This is a genomic window from Nonomuraea sp. B12E4, assembly GCF_039871825.1.
Taxonomy (GTDB): Bacteria; Actinomycetota; Actinomycetes; order Streptosporangiales; family Streptosporangiaceae; genus Nonomuraea.
Map to the genome: position 1 here is coordinate 288423 of NZ_JBDPME010000003.1, position 16538 is coordinate 304960.

The 16538-nt window shown below is 70.7% G+C and carries 13 protein-coding genes and 1 pseudogene; 11 read left to right on the top strand and 3 right to left on the bottom strand.

Going from position 1 to position 16538, the window contains the following annotated elements:
- The first annotated feature begins 10 nt into the window (after positions 1-10).
- From ABGB18_RS10125 to ABGB18_RS10135, 3 genes and pseudogenes are all read left to right on the top strand, one after another.
- Complete coding sequence (locus ABGB18_RS10125) at positions 11-4591, top strand: carboxypeptidase regulatory-like domain-containing protein (RefSeq protein WP_347695143.1); 4581 nt, start codon at positions 11-13, stop codon at positions 4589-4591.
- A gap of 86 nt (positions 4592-4677) precedes the next feature.
- A pseudogene (locus ABGB18_RS10130) lies at positions 4678-4971 on the top strand (ATP-binding cassette domain-containing protein); the annotation flags it as partial.
- Positions 4972-5096: 125 nt separating this feature from the next.
- Positions 5097-5441: a hypothetical protein gene (locus tag ABGB18_RS10135; RefSeq protein ID WP_347695327.1), complete on the top strand. Its 345-nt coding sequence runs from the start codon at positions 5097-5099 to the stop codon at positions 5439-5441.
- Positions 5442-5481: 40 nt separating this feature from the next.
- Here ABGB18_RS10135 and cydB read toward each other — a convergent pair whose 3' ends face one another.
- Together cydB and ABGB18_RS10145 are read right to left on the bottom strand one after the other, a co-directional pair.
- Positions 5482-6366 (bottom strand): cytochrome d ubiquinol oxidase subunit II, encoded by an 885-nt coding sequence (cydB, locus tag ABGB18_RS10140; RefSeq protein ID WP_347695144.1) that lies wholly within the window; start codon positions 6364-6366, stop codon positions 5482-5484.
- Between the two features lie 11 nt (positions 6367-6377).
- A complete protein-coding gene (locus ABGB18_RS10145) occupies positions 6378-7721 on the bottom strand; it encodes a cytochrome ubiquinol oxidase subunit I (RefSeq protein WP_347695145.1) in 1344 nt (447 codons plus the stop codon).
- Positions 7722-7906: 185 nt separating this feature from the next.
- Here ABGB18_RS10145 and ABGB18_RS10150 point away from each other — a divergent pair, with 185 nt between their 5' ends.
- Genes ABGB18_RS10150 through ABGB18_RS10165 form a run of 4 tightly spaced genes read left to right on the top strand, consistent with a single transcriptional unit; the run spans position 7907 to position 10752 of the window.
- The gene (locus tag ABGB18_RS10150; RefSeq protein ID WP_347695146.1) at positions 7907-8650 is read left to right on the top strand and encodes a carbon monoxide dehydrogenase subunit G; all 744 of its coding nucleotides are present in this window, start codon (positions 7907-7909) and stop codon (positions 8648-8650) included.
- Positions 8651-8697: 47 nt separating this feature from the next.
- Positions 8698-9594, top strand: coding sequence for a hypothetical protein (locus tag ABGB18_RS10155; RefSeq protein ID WP_347695147.1), 897 nt, complete (start codon positions 8698-8700; stop codon positions 9592-9594).
- Between the two features lie 46 nt (positions 9595-9640).
- Positions 9641-10327 carry a DsbA family oxidoreductase gene (locus ABGB18_RS10160; protein ID WP_347695148.1) on the top strand — a complete coding sequence of 229 codons (687 nt, stop codon included), beginning with the start codon at positions 9641-9643 and terminating at the stop codon, positions 10325-10327.
- A gap of 20 nt (positions 10328-10347) precedes the next feature.
- Positions 10348-10752 (top strand): MarR family transcriptional regulator, encoded by a 405-nt coding sequence (locus ABGB18_RS10165; RefSeq protein WP_347695149.1) that lies wholly within the window; start codon positions 10348-10350, stop codon positions 10750-10752.
- Here ABGB18_RS10165 and ABGB18_RS10170 read toward each other — a convergent pair.
- On the bottom strand, positions 10724-11395 hold the full coding sequence (locus ABGB18_RS10170; RefSeq protein WP_347695150.1) for a thymidine kinase: 672 nt from the start codon (positions 11393-11395) through the stop codon (positions 10724-10726). The genes ABGB18_RS10165 and ABGB18_RS10170 overlap by 29 nt on opposite strands.
- A 128-nt stretch (positions 11396-11523) precedes the next feature.
- Here ABGB18_RS10170 and ABGB18_RS10175 point away from each other — a divergent pair, with 128 nt between their 5' ends.
- The 4 genes from ABGB18_RS10175 to ABGB18_RS10190 are packed head-to-tail and all read left to right on the top strand — an operon-like array spanning position 11524 to position 16327.
- Positions 11524-11904 carry a hypothetical protein gene (locus tag ABGB18_RS10175; RefSeq protein ID WP_347695151.1) on the top strand — a complete coding sequence of 127 codons (381 nt, stop codon included), beginning with the start codon at positions 11524-11526 and terminating at the stop codon, positions 11902-11904.
- A 6-nt stretch (positions 11905-11910) separates the two neighbouring features.
- Positions 11911-13911 carry a hydantoinase/oxoprolinase family protein gene (locus tag ABGB18_RS10180; RefSeq protein WP_347695152.1) on the top strand — a complete coding sequence of 667 codons (2001 nt, stop codon included), beginning with the start codon at positions 11911-11913 and terminating at the stop codon, positions 13909-13911.
- A complete protein-coding gene (locus ABGB18_RS10185) occupies positions 13904-15712 on the top strand; it encodes a hydantoinase B/oxoprolinase family protein (protein WP_347695153.1) in 1809 nt (602 codons plus the stop codon). The genes ABGB18_RS10180 and ABGB18_RS10185 overlap by 8 nt, the downstream gene beginning before the upstream one ends.
- A 45-nt stretch (positions 15713-15757) precedes the next feature.
- Complete coding sequence (locus ABGB18_RS10190) at positions 15758-16327, top strand: hypothetical protein (protein WP_347695154.1); 570 nt, start codon at positions 15758-15760, stop codon at positions 16325-16327.
- The last annotated feature ends 211 nt before the right edge of the window (positions 16328-16538 follow it).

Consider the following 16538-nt stretch of genomic DNA (forward strand, 5'->3'; position numbering starts at 1 on the left):
GTCAACCCTCTTGAGTAAGAAGCGCCCCGGCTTAGCACGGGCGGGAGCGGTGGTGGCCGCGGTGGCCACCCTGCTCACGCTCGTGAGCGGCCTGCCCGCCGCCGCGCAACCGGCTGGGCAGACGGCCGCCACAGCGGCCGCTCCCAAACCAGAAGTACGTGAAGCCGTCAAGCACGATGTTTCCGGAAAATTACGAGATCTTCCCGCCAACCGCAACCGTGCCATGAAGGCCAAGGTCGAGGAGGCGCAGCCGATGCGGTCGCTGCCTCGCGAGGTGGCGAAGGAGTCGGCCAAATCCGGCAGCGATGTGGTGCAGAAGGAACTGACCGCCACCCAGGTCCCCGAGTTCACCGTCGACTTCGAAGGCGTCGGCAACGTCAACGGCGTACTGCCGCCGGACGCCAACGGCGACGTGGGTCCCAACCACTACGTGCAGATGGTGAATCTCTCGTACGCGGTCTACAACAAGAGCGGCGGACTGCTGCTCGGCCCGCTGCCCGGCAACGCACTGTTCAGCGGCTTCGGCGGGCCGTGCGAGACCAGCAACGACGGTGACCCGGTGGTGCTCTACGATGAGGCCGCCGACCGCTGGATGGTCACCCAGTTCGCGGTGCCCGGCGGAGCCGCCGGCTACCACCAGTGCATGGCGATCTCGCAGACCCCCGACCCGACCGGGGCGTTCTACCGCTACGACTTCCTCTACCACCAGACCCGGATGAACGACTACCCGAAGTACGGGATCTGGCCGGACGCCTACTACATGACGGCCAACGAGTTCTCCCCGTCATTCGCCGGCGTCGGCGCGGTCGCGTTCGAGCGGGAGAAGATGCTCGCCGGGGAACCGGCCCGGATGGTGTACTTCCACCTGGGCCCGGACTACGGCGGCGTGCTGCCGTCCGACGTGGAGGGCCAGGCGCCACCGGCCGGCGCGCCCAACCCGTTCGTGATGTTCGACGACGACGCGTGGGGCGTCTCTCCCACCGACCGGCTGCTGATGTGGGACTTCAAGGTGGACTGGGGCAACCCGGCCAACTCCACGTTCGGCAACGCCCTGGCGCCCAGCCGATTCATGGAGACCGAGCCGTTCGACTCGAACATGTGCGAATACGCTCGCGCCTGCGTCCCGCAGCAGGGATCCACGGCCAAGCTGGACGCGATCGCCGACCGGCTGATGTACCGGGCCGCGTACCGCAACTTCGGCGACCACGCCTCGATCGCGCTCAACCACACCGTGGACGCCGACGGCACCAACCATGCCGCCGTACGCTGGTACGAGCTGCGCAGCACCGGCTCGTCCGACTGGGCCATCCACCAGCAGGGCACCTACGCGCCGGACGCCGAGCACCGCTGGATGGCCAGCGGCGCGATCGACGTCGCCGGCAACATCGCGTTCGGCTACTCCACCTCGGGAACCACGTCGTTCCCCTCCATCAAGGTGGCCGGCCGGCTCGCCGGTGACCCGCTCGGCACGCTCGGCCAGAGCGAGCGCACCTTGATCGCAGGCGGGGGAGCGCAGACCCACACGGCGGCCCGCTGGGGCGACTACAGCTCCATGTCCGTCGACCCGACCGACGGTTGTACGTTCTGGTTCACCTCCGAGTACACGGTGGCGACCAGTTCGGCCGACTGGCACACCCGGGTCGGCGCGATGAAGTTCCCGAACTGTGTGGCCGGCCCGAGCGGCCAGGTGTCCGGCAAGGTCACCACGCAGGAGGGCCAGCCGATCGCCGGCGCCTCGGTACGCGTGGCCGACAGCGGGACCACCACCGGCGAGGACGGCGCCTACAAGCTGAGCCTGCCCGTCGGCGAGTACGACGTGACCGTCTCCGCCTTCGGCTATGCGACGAAGAGCCAGAAGGTGACCGTGACGGACGGCGGCACGGTGACCGCTGACTTCACGCTCGCCGCCGTGCCCAAGCACCGGGTCTCCGGCGTGGTGAAGGACGGCTCGGGACACGGCTGGCCTCTCTACGCGCGGATCGACGTGGCGGGCAACCCCGGCGGTCCGGTGTTCACCGACCCCGTGACCGGGGCGTACAGCGTCGATCTGCCGAGCGGCGAGTACGGCCTGACGGTCAAGGCGATGTACCCCGCCTACCAGCAGGTCACCCAGCAGCTGGTGGTCGGTGACGGCGACCAGGCCAAGGAGATCGCCGTCCCGGTGGACACCAGCTGCACCGCCGCCGGATACCGGTTCGGGTACGGCTCTCCCGTGATCACGGAGGCGTTCGAGAGCGAGTCAGTCCCGGACGGTTGGAGCGTGGCGAACGCCACGCAGAACGGCGGCTGGGCGTTCACGGATCCGAAGAACCGGGGCAACCTCACGGGCGGCACCGGCAAGTACGCCATCGCGGACAGTGACGCGGCCGGCTCGGGCACGTCCATCGACACCACCCTGACCACCCCGTCCCTGGACCTGACCGGCGTACCCGCGCCCACGCTGCGGTTCAACAGCGACTACCGGGCTCTCAACGGGTTCGCCAAGGTCGAGGTGAGCACCGACGGCGGCGCCACCTGGACCACCGCGTCGAACTGGACCACCGCGAGCCGGCGCGGACCGGTGCTGGAGGAGGTGCCGATCCCGACTGCCGGCGGCAAGGCCGACGTACGGGTCCGGTTCCACTACCAGGGCGCGTACGCGTGGTGGTGGGAGCTGGACAACGTCTCCGTGCTCAACCGGGCCTGCGACCCGGTCCCCGGTGGCCTCGTGGTCGGCCGGGTGATCGACGGCAACACCGACAAGGGCCTCGACGGCGCGACCGTGACCAGCCTCGACAAGCCGACCGAGAAGGCCACCACGGCGCCGACGCCCGACGACGACGGCCTGGGCGACGGCTTCTACTGGATGTACTCCTCGGTGACCGGGAGCCACCAGTTCACCGGATCGAGCGGGAGCTACACACCGGTCACTTCCGCGGTGAACGTGGCGGCCGATGGGGTGACCCGGGCGGACTTCACCCTCAAGGCCGGCCGGCTGACCGTCAGCGAGCCATCGGTGACCGCCACGCAGACGATGGGAGCGACCAAGACGGTCAAGACGACGATACGCAACACCGGCGGCGCACCGGCCACGGTGGAGCTGAGCGAGCGGCGCGGCTCGTTCGACATGCTCGGCCCGCGCGGGGCCCCGCTGCAGCTCAACATGGTCAAGGGCAGTGGCGTCTCGGTCGGCTGGCGAGGTGACGGCAAGCCCGGCGTCCCGTTCGAGCCGTCACCGTACGCTCCGCCGTGGGTCAACACGCCCAACTATCCGGTGCCGGTGATGGACAACGCGGCGGCGGCGTTCGACGGCAAGATCTACTCGGTGGGCGGTGCCTCCGGCGGCGCCAACCTCGCCAACAGCTACGTGTACGACCCGGCGACGGCCACCTGGGCGAGGATCGCCGATCTGCCCGTGGCCCTGGAGAAGCCGGCGGCGACCTTCGTCGACGGGAAGCTGTACGTCTTCGGCGGCTGGGGCCCGACCGGCGCCACCTCGGCCAAAGTCTACGTCTACGACCCCGGCACCAACGCCTGGCAGACCAAGGCGTCGGTCAACCCCGCGCCGCGCGCCGCGGCCGGTGTGGCCGTGGTCGGCGGGAAGGTCTACCTGATCGGCGGCTGCACGGACGGTCCCTGCACCAAGTCCGACATCGTGGTCAGCTACGACCCGGCCGCCGACACGTTCGCCAATGTCGCGCGGTACCCGGTGGCGGTGGCCTGGCAGGGTTGCGGCGCGATCAACGACACGGTGTACTGCGCCGGCGGCAGCGGGGCGACGACGCTGAAGAGCACCTACGCGTACAACCCCGGCGCCAATGCGTGGACCCAGCTGGCCGACATGCCGGTCGACCTCTGGGGCGCGGGCGCGGACACCGCCAACGGGCTGTTGCTGCTCTCCACCGGAGTCATCAACAACAGCGCGATAGTGACCAACCAGGGCTGGGCGTACGACCCGGCGGCCAACTCCTGGACGGCGCTGCCCAACGCAAACTACGCCCGCTACCGGTCCGGGGCGGCCTGTGGATTCGTGAAGATCGGCGGATCCACCGGCGGCTTCACCCCGACACCGGAGTCGGAGATCCTGCCCGGCTTCGACCAGTGCGCCACGGTCACCGACGTGCCGTGGCTGTCCGCGACGCCGACCACCGCGACGCTTGCCCCGGGTCAGAGCGTCACCGTGTCGGTGAAACTGGACGCGACCACTGCCGCGGAGGTGGAACAACCCGGCACCTACACCGCCCAGTTGGGCATCAAATCCAACACGCCGTACCCCGTCGCGCCGATCGACGCGAAGATGACCGTGACGCCGCCCCACTCCTGGGGCAAGCTGTCCGGGACCGTCACCGGGGTCGACTGCCAGGGCACCGGCGCCACCGCTCTGCGCGGCGCCACCGTCCAGGTCAACGGCCGGCAAGGGTGGACGTACACCCTGAAGGCCGACACCGATGGCAAGTACGAGATCTGGGGCCCGAGTACCGCCAGCCCGGTCGAGGTGATCGTGGCCAGGGATGGCTGGGCACCCCAGACCAAGCAGGTGAAGCTCAGGGCGGGGAAGACGGCGAACACCGACTTCACCCTCAGACCCGACACCTGTACGGCCGGATCCTGACCCATCGGATCCTGATCACAGAACGGGCCCGCGCCGCCGGTCGGCGCGGGCCCGTCCCGTATCCGCTGACGACCCGGCTCGGCCTGATGCCGACCTGGCCGGCCACCTCGGCGGACGACGCGGCGTCCACTCCCAGGTGGTCGCGACACGAGGACCGCGGGGGCGAGGTCGAGCGGGCCCGCTCGTGGCTGCGCCGGATGGGCATCGAGCACCTGGAGGAGGCCGAGGCCCGGCACCTGTCCTACGGGCAGCGGAAACTCCTCGAACTGGCCGCCGTGCTCATGGCCGAGCCCGAGCTGGTGCTGCTGGACGAGCCCGCGGGCGGCGTCAACCCGGCGCTGATCGACCGGATCGTGGCCCTCGTCCGCGAGCTGAACGCCGAGGGGCGCACCTTCCTCTCGTCTGCCTCGTCGGGCCGAACGGCGCCGGCAAGTCCACCGTCCTCAAGGTCGCCAGTGGCCTGCTCACGCCCCGGTCGGGACGGGTGCTGCTGGCCGGTCAGGACGTGACCGGCCTGACGCCGCAGCGGCTGCTCGGCCTGGGGCTGGCCCACGTGCTGCAGGGGTTCGCCCGCGCGCTCATGCTGGAGCCGGCCGTGGTGCTGCTCGACGAGCCGTCCATGGGGCTGGACCCGCGCAACACGCGGATCGTGTTCGACCGGATCGACCTCATGCGGCGGACCGGGGTCGCGGTGCTGCTGGTGGAGCAGAACGCGCGCCGGGCGCTGGAGATGGCCGACGTGGGATGCGTGCTCGACCTCGGCCGGGTGCACATCTCCGGGCCGGCCCGCGAGCTGGCCGCGGACCCGCGCCTCGGCCGCCTCTATCTGGGCGGCGCGCCCGCCACGTGAGCTCACGGCGACGGGCGCCGACCGGACCCGCCACGTGGGCTCACGCGACCGGCGCCGACCGGACCCGCCTGCGGAACACCCAGTAGGTCCATCCCTGGTAGACCAGCACGAACGGCAGCGTGATCAGGCCGATCCAGCTCAGCACCGTCAGCGTGTACGCGCCGGAGGCGGCCTCGGCCAGCGTGAGCCCCGGCAGCGGCCGGCCCCGCAGCTCCATGAACACCGCCAGCGAGGTCAGCACGATGGCGCCCGCCGTGGCCGCGAACGCCCAGCCCTCCCTGCGCCGCCAGCTCAGCGCCGTGGCCGCGGCCAGCGCCGCCATGGCGGCCAGCGCGGGGAACGTGCCGAGCGCCGACAGGGCGAGCGCCCCTGCCGGGACGGCCACGGCGCCGGCGGTCAGGGCCGCGGCGCGGGCGCGGCGGCGTACCGGGCCGGTGGTCCTGAGCGCCAGGAAGACGGCGCCGTGCAGGGCGCACACCGCCAGGCTGAACGCGCCGCCGACCAGCGCCGCCGGGAGGCCGCCGAAGACCAGGCCGGCGAAGATCGCGCCCCACAGGAACGCCGGCAGCGCGCTGCCCACCACGATGCCCAGGTCGCACCAGCGCGGGTCGGTGACCTTGCCGCGCCACTCCAGGCCGACGCCGCGCACGATCAACCCCACCAGGACGAGCGCCACCGGCAGGTAGTACGTGCTGAACAGGCCCGCGTACCAGGCCGGGAAGGCGGCGAACATGGCGCCCACCGCGGTGATCAGCCACACCTCGTTGCCGTCCCACACCGGGCCGATGGTCTGCAGGCTCTGCCGCCGCCCGGCGGGGTCCCGGCCCACCAGCGGGGCCAGCATCCCGACGCCGAAGTCGAAGCCCTCCAGCACGAAGTAGCCGGTCCAGAGGAAGGCGATGATGACGAACCACAGATCGATCACGGTCGTGCCCTTCAGTACATCAGCGACGGTTCGAGCCGCTCGGGCTCGGGGGCGGGCTCCGGCTCCTCGGCGCCCTTGCGGACATGCCTGGTCAGCAGCACGGCCTCGGCCACCGCGAGGCCGCCGTACAGGAGCGTGAAGACCGTCAGTGAGGTGGCCACCTCGGCCAGGCTCACGCCGGGCGACACGCTGGAGGCCGTCAGCAGCTCGCCGGCGACCGTCCACGGCTGGCGGCCGATCTCGCTCAGCAGCCAGCCCGCGATCACCGCGAGCAGCGGCAGCGGCAGCGCGAGCAGCAGCGCCCGCGACAGCGGCTCCGGGAACGGCCGCCGGCGCCTGGTCAGCCAGAGCCCGAGGACCGACAGGCCCACCGTGGCCAGCCCGAACCCGATCATCACCCGGAACGACCAGAACACCACCGGCTGATCGGGCCGGTAGTCGCCGGGTCCGAACCGCCGCTCGAAGCGGCGCTGCAGGTCCTCGGTGCCCTGGACGACGGCCTTGGGGTCGTGGGTGGACAGGAAGCTGAGGACGCCGGGGATCTCGATGCCGGGTGCCACGGAGAACGGGGCGCTCGCGGTGTCGTGCTCCAGGCCCTCGGCGGCGGCCAGCTTCATCGGCTGCTGCTCGTACATCAACCGGGCGGACGAGTCGCCGGTGCCCGCGACGACGGCCCCCGCGATCGCCGTCATCACCAGCGCCGCCCTGGCCGCGCCGCGCCACATGGGAGCGCGCGTCCTGAGCATCCAGTAGCCGCAGACCGCCAGCACGAAGCCGCCCGCCACGATGAACGCCGCCCCGATCACGTGCGGGACCTGGGCGAGCGCGGTGGAGTTGGTCAGAACGGCCCACAGGTCGGTCATCCTGGCCTTGCCGTCCACGACCTCGTAGCCGACCGGGTGCTTCATCCAGGCGTTGGCCGCGAGGATGAAATAGGCCGACAGGTTGGACCCGATGGCGGCCGCCCAGATGCACGCCAGGTGCACCCGCTTCGGCAGCCTCTCCCAGCCGAAGATCCACAGGCCGAGGAACGTGGACTCCATGAAGAAGGCCAGCAACGCCTCCATCGCCAGCGGCGCGCCGAAGACGTCTCCGACGAACGTGGAGTATTCACTCCAGTTCATCCCGAACTGGAACTCCTGCACGATGCCGGTGACCACGCCCATGGCGAAGTTGATCAGGAACAGCTTCCCGAAGAACTTCGTGAGCCTCAGGTAGTGCTCCTTCCCCGTGCGGTGCCAGGCCGTCTGGAGGCCCGCGACGAAGATGCCCAGGCCGATGGTCAACGGCACGAACAGGAAGTGGTAAACGGTGGTCACCCCGAACTGCCACCGCGCCAGGTCAAGTGCGTCCATCTCCCCGTTCACTCCTTCGGGCGTTGCTCTACACGCTGTAGTACATCTACTTGCAGTAGTACTACAACCTGTAGAGCAATGCGGTGCGACCTTCGTCACATCGATGGCGGGCGCCTGTCACGTCTTTCCAGGTTCTGGCAGGTGTTGCCCTTATCCGGGAGGCCGGAGCTGCCTAGAGTGGCGGCATGAAGGTGGCCGGCAGCGCCGTGATCGGCGTGCAGAGGGATCGGGTGTGGGCGGCGCTCCAGGACCCGGCGGTGCTCGTCCGCACCATTCCGGGCTGCGAGCGGCTGGAGGAGGCGGGGCCTGACACGTACCGGATGACCGTCAACGCGGGGGTCGCCTCGGTCAAGGGCGTCTATCGGGGGGAGGTCGCGCTGGCCGACCCGCTGGCGCCGGAGAGCTTCACGCTCAAGGCACGCGGGCAGGGCGCGCCGGGGACGGTGGAGGCCACCGTCCTGGTACGGCTGAGCGACGATGACGGCGGGACCCGGGTGGACTACGAGGCCGACGCGGTGATCGGCGGGATGATCGGCGGGGTCGGGCAGCGCATGCTGGCGTCGGTGGCCCGGCGGACGGCGGGCGAGTTCTTCGCGGCCGTCGAGGACCACCTGCGGACACCCGGCACCGAGCATCCGGCGGCGGCCCTGGCCACCGGTCCCGCGGAGGCGGGCATCCCGCGGGCGGTGCCGGAGGCGGGTGTCCCGTGGGCTGTACCGAGGGCGGGTTTCCCGCGGGCCGTGCCGGAAGCGCTCGCGGAGAGCGCGCCCGCGGTGAGCCGCGCCGGCGCCGTCTACGAACGCCCTCCCCGGCAGCGCCCCGAGACCCGGCCGTGGGTGATGCTGGCCTCGTTCGGCATGGGCGCGGGCATCGCCCTCGCCGGCGTCGCCCTGGGCTGGCTACTCGGCCGCCGCCCCCGCCACCCCTGACCGTCGGGGCTCTCGCGGAAAAGGATCTCCAGGCGTAGCGTGGCGGTATGCGGCAGGCACACGCTGAAGACGCCCGGACCGAAGCCAGGCGAGTCGTACGCAACCTGCTCGGCGAGGAGCGCCCGACGTCCGACGCTCTGATCGGTGACGCCCGTCCGGTCCTCGGGGACGAGCGGACCGACCGCAGCCTCGGGCTCGCACTCGGGGCCTCGCTCACCAGGCGGTCGGCCGAGCTGGCCGCCTTCGCGGCCTTGCTGGTCGGGACCCGCGAGCTGGGCGAGGAGTGGTGGTCCCGGCCCAGGGGCGGCAAGTTGCCGCCGCCCGACGAGGTCCTGCACACGGCCGTCGCCATCGAGCCGTGGACCGACCTCACCGCGCTGGAGATGCTGGCCGCCTGGATCTCCGACGACGCCGCCGACCAGATGTGGGGGCAGCCGGTCGCCCAGGTCGATCTCAACTCCTGGCAGGCCGAGGACCGGTTCCGCCTGCCCGGCGGGGTGAAGCCGGGGCAGCGGCTCGTGGTGCACTTCGACGCCGGCGGCCGGCTCGACGCGGTCGTCACCCGGCGGCTCGACGACGAGCTCGGGTCCAACCTCGACTTCCACTCCTTGCGCTACTCACGGCCCGCCGAGGCCCTGTGGAGCTGGGGGGTGGCCGCCGGGCTGGGCCCGCATCGGCTGCCCGGGGAGGATCCCGATCCCTACGCGCGCCGGGTTCCCGCCGCCGCGGGCGACATCCTGCGGGCGTGGGCGGCCCGGCACGGCGCCACGCGGGAGCAGCTCGGCGAGCGGTGGGACACCGTGGGCGACGTCGTGGCCGCCATCGAGCGGGTGGACTGGATGTGGCGGAGCGGCGAGTGGTTCGGCTGGTGGCGCGGAACCTCCGCCCTGGTGGACGACTCCGGCCACCTGCACGATCGGCTGGAGGAGCTCGCCGCCGGTTAGAGCGCCGCCGGCGGCGGGACCCGGCCGGAATCAGGCAAGGAGGCCGGTGGTTGTGCTGATCGTGAAGGTGGAGATTTTCTCGGATGTCGTGTGCCCCTGGTGTTATATCGGGCACGTCAGATTCGCCCGGGCGGCCGACCGGTTCCGGGCCGGGGGCGGCGCCATCGACGTGACGATGCGGCCGTTCCAGCTCGACCCCGGCGCCCCCAAGGAGGGCGAGCCGGTGATCCCGGCCCTGGAGCGGAAGTTCGGCCCGAACGCCCGCCAGATGACGCGGCGGGTCATCGACACGGCCGCCGCCGAAGGTCTGGAGATGCACTACGACAAGGCCCTGAGCGCCAACACGTTCGAGGCGCACCGGCTGATCGAGGTCGCCGGGCGGCAGGGCCACGGCGGGGAGATGGCCGACCGGCTGTTCAGGGCCCACTTCAGCGAGGGGCTCGACGTGGGCGACGCCGACGTCCTGCGCGGGCTCGCCGGGGAGGTCGGCGTAGCGGACGGCGGCCAGGGGGCCGAGGAGGTGCGCGAGCAGCTCGGCCGGGCGCGGGCGCTCGGGATCAGCGGGGTGCCGCTGTTCCTGTTCGAGGAGAAGTACGCGGTGTCCGGGGCCCAGCCGGAGGAGACGTTCGCGGCGGCGATCGACGAGGTGGCGGCGCGCGTCGGGCAGAAGCCGATCATCCGGCTCGCCGCCCCGGCGGACGGGTGCGACGACGACGGATATTGCGCCGTCTGAGCGGGTGGGAGAATCGTGACGTGTCGAGACGTCGCCTTGGTTACCTGCTCAAGCACGCCAATCTGCGCCTGGGGGAGCTGACGGGCCCGGCGCTGGAGCCGTACGGGATCGACGGGCGCGAGTTCGCGGTGCTGTCGGTGCTGGGCGGGCCCGGGTCGCTGTCGCAGTTGGCGGCGGCCCAGCGGCTGGGCATCGACCGGACGACGATGGTGGCCCTGCTCGACGCGCTCGAAGGCAAGAAGCTCGTGGCCCGGCGGCCGCACCCCGACGACCGGCGCAAAAACGTGGTCGAGCTGACCGATCGCGGCCGGGACACGCTGGAGGGGGCCACGCGGGCCGTGGACGGCGCCGAGCGGGCCTTCCTGTCCTCGCTGCCGGACGACGACGCGCGGCGCCTCAGAGAGCTTCTGGAGCGCGTGGTGTGAGACCCCCGGCGTCCGGCACGGAAGGTGCGGACGGCACGGAAGGCACCGCGGCGCCGTTGCCCGGCGTGCCCTCGCCGAGCTCGCCCGAGCGGTGGTGGCGGCGGCAGAGGACCTGGTAGCGCACGGGTGAGGCGTCGGTGTCGCCGATGACGACCTGCTCGCCCGAGCGGGCCAGCGTCCCGCCCACCACCCTGGCGTTGAGCTGTCCCGGCCGCCCGCACCAGCACAGCACCTCGACCTGCAGCCGGCACACCTCGTCGGCCAGCTCGAACAGCCGCTGCGCCGCCGGGAACATCACCGACCTGAAGTCGGAGGCCAGCCCGAACGCGAACACGTCCACCCCGTGCTCGTCCACCAGGTCGGCGAGCTGCTCGACCTGATCCACGGTGTAGAAGCAGGCCTCGTCGCAGATCAGGTAGTCGATCCGCCCGTACGCCGTCACCAGCCGCACGAGATCCAGGTCGTCGTCCACCTCGATCGCCTCCAGCCCGAGCCCGATCCGGCTGGTGACCTTGGGGCCGCCCGAGCGGTCGTGCTTGGTGAGCACCAGACCGCGCCGCCCCTGGCGCCGGTGGTTGTAGTTCATCTGAAGCGCCAAGGTGGACTTCCCGCAGTCCATCGGGCCGAAGAAGAACTTCAGCACAGCATCTCTCGCGCCAGATGGCACCGCCGACAAGGCAGACGAATGGGTCACGGGATGCCAGCTTAGCGGCTTGGCTTGTTCCATGACCTCGTGGGACATTTCTCCCCTGTGAGTTTCAGGAGGAATCTGTGGTCACCGACAAACCGTCCCCGCCATCGGCACTCGACATGATGATGACGCAGGACGACCTCACCGCCGCCCAGGCCGACGCCACCCGCTGGCGGTACGGCTTCCTTGTCGTCGTGGCGGGTATCGTCGCGATACTGGTCGCCTTCGGCGCCGCCGTGTTCGCCACGAGGGAGTTCGCGGCGCTGTTCGCGGGTGTGGCCGGTGTGATCGGCACCATCATCGGGGCTTACTTCGGCGTGCAGGCCGGTCAGTCGGGAAAAGCGAGGGTCGAGGCCGAACTGGCCAGGGCCCAGGAGATGGTGGTGCGGCTGGCGGCGTACGTCGGCACAGACAACGCGCCCCGAGTCATCGACGAAGTGCTCGGCCGTCGCCGAAGCTGAGGAGTCATGCGTAACGTCCGAATCGGTGTGGACACCGGAGGCACGTTCACCGACGTCGTGGCGGTGGACGAAGAGACCGGTGAGATCCTCACCACCAAGACCCCCTCGACCCCCGCGAACCCGGCGGACGGTTTCGTCGCGGGCATCGAGAAGCTGGGCGAGCTCGACGTGAGCTCTATCGTCCACGGCACCACGGTGGCCACGAACCAGCTGCTGGAGGACCGGATCGAGAACCTCGGGTTCATCACGACCGAGGGATTCGAGTTCGTCCTGGAGATCGCCAGACAGAGCGTGCCCGACGGGTACGGCAACTCCTATTTCTGGGTCAAACCCCCCAGGATCGTCCCCGCGCACCTGGTCAAGACCGTCGGCGGACGGCTCGACCACACGGGCGCGGAGGTGTGGCCGTTCTCGGAGGAGCAGGCCGCCGAGGTGGCCCGCTGGTTCAGGAGCAAGGGCGTCACCGCGATCGGGGTCTGCTTCCTGCACTCCTACGCCAACCCCGAGCACGAGCGCCGCATGCGCGAGATCCTCTGGCGCGAGCACCCGGAGGCGGTGATCTCGCTGTCGAGCGACGTCCTGCGCGAATACCGCGAGTACGAGCGCTCGGTCACCACGCTGGTCGACGCCGCCGTCAAGCCGGCCATGCGCGGCTATCTCGCGAGCCTGTCCAACCGGCTCGGCATGCCGTATTCCGTGATGAAGTCGAACGGCGGCGTCCTGTCCGCCCGCGAGGTCGTCAACCAGCCGATCACCACCATTCTGTCGGGCCCGGCGGCCGGGTCGCTCGGCGCGGCGCTCATCGCCTCCACGGCGGGGCACGAGTCGGTGATCACGCTGGACGGCGGCGGCACCTCGACCGACGTGGCCGTGGTGATCGACGGAGAGCCCTCCGTCACCACGGAGGGGACCGTCGGCCGCTACCCGTGCAAGATCCCGATGATCGACATCATCACCGTCGGCGCGGGCGGCGGCTCGGTCGCGTGGATCTCTCCGGAGGGCACGCTCAAGGTGGGCCCCAGGTCCGCCGGGGCCGACCCCGGCCCGATCTGCTACGGCAGGGGCGGGACCGAGGTGACGGTGACCGACGCGCACGTGTTCCTCGGCCGGATCCCGCCGCACCTGCTCGGCGGGGAGATCCGGCTGGACGCCGACGCCGCCCGCAGCGGCATCCAGGCGCTGGCGGGCAAGCTCGGCCTCACGCCCGAGCGCACGGCGACCGGCATCCTGGAGATCAGCGCGTTCAACCAGAGCAACGCGATCAGGCGGCTCACCGTCAAGCGCGGGCTGGACGTGCGGGACTTCCCGCTGGTGACGTTCGGCGGGTCCGGGCCGCTGCTGGCGTGCCGGCTGATCGACATCCTCGGCCTGCCGGCCGTCGTGGTGCCGCGCGACCCCGGCAACGTCTCGGCGTTCGGGCTGCTCACGGTGGACGTCAAGAACGACTACGTCCGCACGTACGTCACCCGTGACCTCTCCCTGGGCAAGGCCGCCGAGATCTTCCACGACCTGGAACATCAGGCGGGCGAGGCGCTGCAGCGGGAGGGCTTCGACGACCCGGTCTACCTGCGCAGCGCCGACCTGCGCTACTACGGCCAGGCGTACGAGGTCGGCGTCACCGCCCCGGCCGGGGAGATCGACGCCGGCTGGAAGGACGCCGTGATCGAGCGCTTCCACGAGGCCCACGAGAAGCAGTACGGGTACGCGTACCGGGATGATCCCCGCCACGGCGTCGAATGGGTCAACCTGCGCGTGTCCGGCATCGGGCCCATCACCCGGCCGGCCATCCGCCGCCTGGACCAGGCCGGCGAGGGGGGCACGTCGGTCCGGCCCGTGCACTTCGACGAGACCCGCGACACGCCGATCCACCAGCGCGCCGCGCTCGGCCCCGGCGCCACGGTGCGGGGACCGGCGGTGATCGAGGAGTACGGCTCCACGATCCCCGTACACCCCGGTTTCACCGCGAAAGTCGACGATTACGGAAATGTGGAGATACGGCGTGACTGATCCAATCCTCGTGGAGATCGTCGAAGGCACGCTGGCCTCCGTCGAGCGGGAGGTCGAGACCGCCATCGCGCGGACGGCCCGCTCGCCGATGATCCGTGACGCGCACGACTTCCGCGCGGGCATCCACGACGTACGGCTGCGCAAGCTGACCGGCCGCTCCTACAGCGCGCTCGTCCAGCCGGTGGTGCGCGACTTCCCGATCGAGACCATGCGGCCCGGCGACGTCTACTTCCACAACGACGTCTACCTGTCCGAGGGCGGCATCGGTCACCTGCCGGACCTGTGCGTCACCGTGCCCGTCTTCCACGAGGACTCGGTGGTGGCGTTCGTGCAGGCCTTCGGCCACCACGACGACATCGGCGGGGCCGTGCCCGGGTCCATGCCCTCGCACGCCCGCTCGGTCTACGAAGAGGGCCTGATGGTGCCGCCGATCAAGCTGTGGGACCAGGGGGTGCCCAACGAGGCGGCGCTGCGCATCATGACCCGCAACTCGCGCATGCCTGACTCGCTCGCCGGCGACCTGGACGCCGAGTGCTCCGCGTGCCTGATGGGGGCGCGGCGGCTGGGGGAGCTGTTCGAGCGGTACGGCCGGCAGGCCGTCGAGGAGTGCTTCGACGCGATCATCGACAAGACCACCGAGACGTTCCGCCGGGAGTTGCTGGCGAAGATCCCCGAGGGGACGTACGTGTGGGAGGACTACGCCGAGCACGACGGCGTGGACGAGCCCCGGCTGCACGCTCAGCGCATCACGCTCACCGTCGACCAGGCGGCGGAATCCCCGCTCACGATCGACTTCACCGGCACGTCGCCGCAGGCCAAGGGGCCGATCAACCACGCGGGCGACTACGCGGACGGCGTGTTCCTGAAGAAGTGGCTGGCCCCGGTGCTGCGCAACCTGGCCGACACGCCGGATCGGATGGCGGAGCTGGACGTCAATGAGGGCGTCGTACCCCTCATTAAGATGATTTTTCCGGAAAAGGGCACGTTGCTGACCCCGGTCTTCCCCGCTCCCACCAACGCCCGCACCTTCGTCATCCTGCGCCTGCTCGGCGTCCTGGCCGGCGCCCTGGCCAAGGCCACGGGCGGCCGCATGCCGGCCGACCAGGAGACCATCCGCTACACCGGCGTCCACGGCACGGACGCGGAGGGGGACCCGTACCTCATGCGCGAGGTCCTCGGCGGCGGCTCGGGCGGGCGCTGGTACGCCGACGGGGAGGACACCATCCACGTGGTGCCCGACTCGCGCAACATCCCGGTGGAGTTCGCCGAGGCGCGCTGGCCGTTCCGGGTGGAGCGGCTGGCACTGGCCTGCGACTCCGGCGGACCCGGGATGTACCGTGGCGGGCTGGGCTACGACAAGCACATCAGGATGCTCAGGGACGCCTCGTACATGTCGATCGCCGACCGCTCGATCCTTTCCTGCTGGGGCGTCAACGGCGGGCTCGCGGGGCGGCCGTTCCGGGTGGAGATCGCGGGCAAGGAGATGGAGGGCCTGGTGGACGACCACCCGGTGCAGGCCGGCGAGCTGATCAGGATCCGCACGACAGGCGGGGGCGGGTGGGGCTCCCCCTACGACCGCGACCCCCGGGCGGTGGCGGCCGACGTACGGGACGGGAAGGTGTCGATCGCGGGCGCCCTCGGCGACTACGGCGTGGTCCTGGACGGCGACCGCATCGACGAGCGGGCCACCGCCGAACTCCGCGCCCGCCTCCGCCCCCCGACGGACCGCTTCTTCGACCGGGGCCCCGGCTACGCGAAGCTCTCGGGTGGGAGGGCGCACGCAGGCGTGGACGAATTGTGATGAGTTAATCACGCTTCGTGATGGCGGGGGCTAGCATGATCCCTCGTGAATCCCCCGTTCTCCGCGTATGTCGATGAGTCCATGCTGCTCGCGCGCGGTGTCTATCTGATGGCGGCGGTGCTCGTGGCCCCATACCAGGCCGACCGCCACCGTGCCGACCTGCGCGCGCTGCTGCTGCATCGGCAGTTGCGGCTGCACTGGCACGACGAGAACGACAAGCGCCGGGCTCAGCTCATCGAGGCGGTGGCGGAATGGCGGCCGACCGGGATCTTGGTCGTGGGCACCGGCCTGGATCCTAGGCGCCAGGAACGAGCCCGTCGCAAGTGCATGGAATGTCTGCTCTGGGAGCTGGGCGACCATTATGTGGCCGATGTGTTCTTCGAGCGCCGCGATGTCGGGCTCGACCAGCGTGATCACGAACTTGTCGTCAAGCTGAAGGGTCGCCATGCGGTTCCGCCGAGGCTTCGTCTGTCGTGGTGTGATCCTCTGACGGAGCCGCTGCTGTGGTTGCCGGACATCATCGCGGGTGCGAGATGTCTGGCCGAGCGGGGTGATCACACCTTCTGGAGTCAGATCGAGGCCGGTCTTCTTGTGCGGCGTGTCAACACTCGCTGAAAGCGCGAAGCCCGGGCTCCCGTCGTCCGGCGGTCCACCCGGGCCCACTTCCATCCCCCCCGCAGGAGGGCGGCCTGCTCTTACTGTACCCGCTCACACACGAACGGTCACCCTGAATGCGCAAGCCCGGGCTTCCGTCGTCCGGCGGTCCACCCGGGCTCACTTCCATGTCCCATCAGCGATGGGTGGCATTTGGAAGCGCGAAGTCCGG

Bases quoted from the DNA above. Each gene is read 5' to 3' on its own strand.
- ABGB18_RS10145 (WP_347695145.1), bottom strand. From the start codon at position 7,721: ATGGACGCACTTGACCTGGCGCGGTGGCAGTTCGGGGTGACCACCGTT.
- ABGB18_RS10150 (WP_347695146.1), top strand. From the start codon at position 7,907: ATGAAGGTGGCCGGCAGCGCCGTGATCGGCGTGCAGAGGGATCGGGTG.
- ABGB18_RS10155 (WP_347695147.1), top strand. From the start codon at position 8,698: ATGCGGCAGGCACACGCTGAAGACGCCCGGACCGAAGCCAGGCGAGTC.
- ABGB18_RS10180 (WP_347695152.1), top strand. From the start codon at position 11,911: ATGCGTAACGTCCGAATCGGTGTGGACACCGGAGGCACGTTCACCGAC.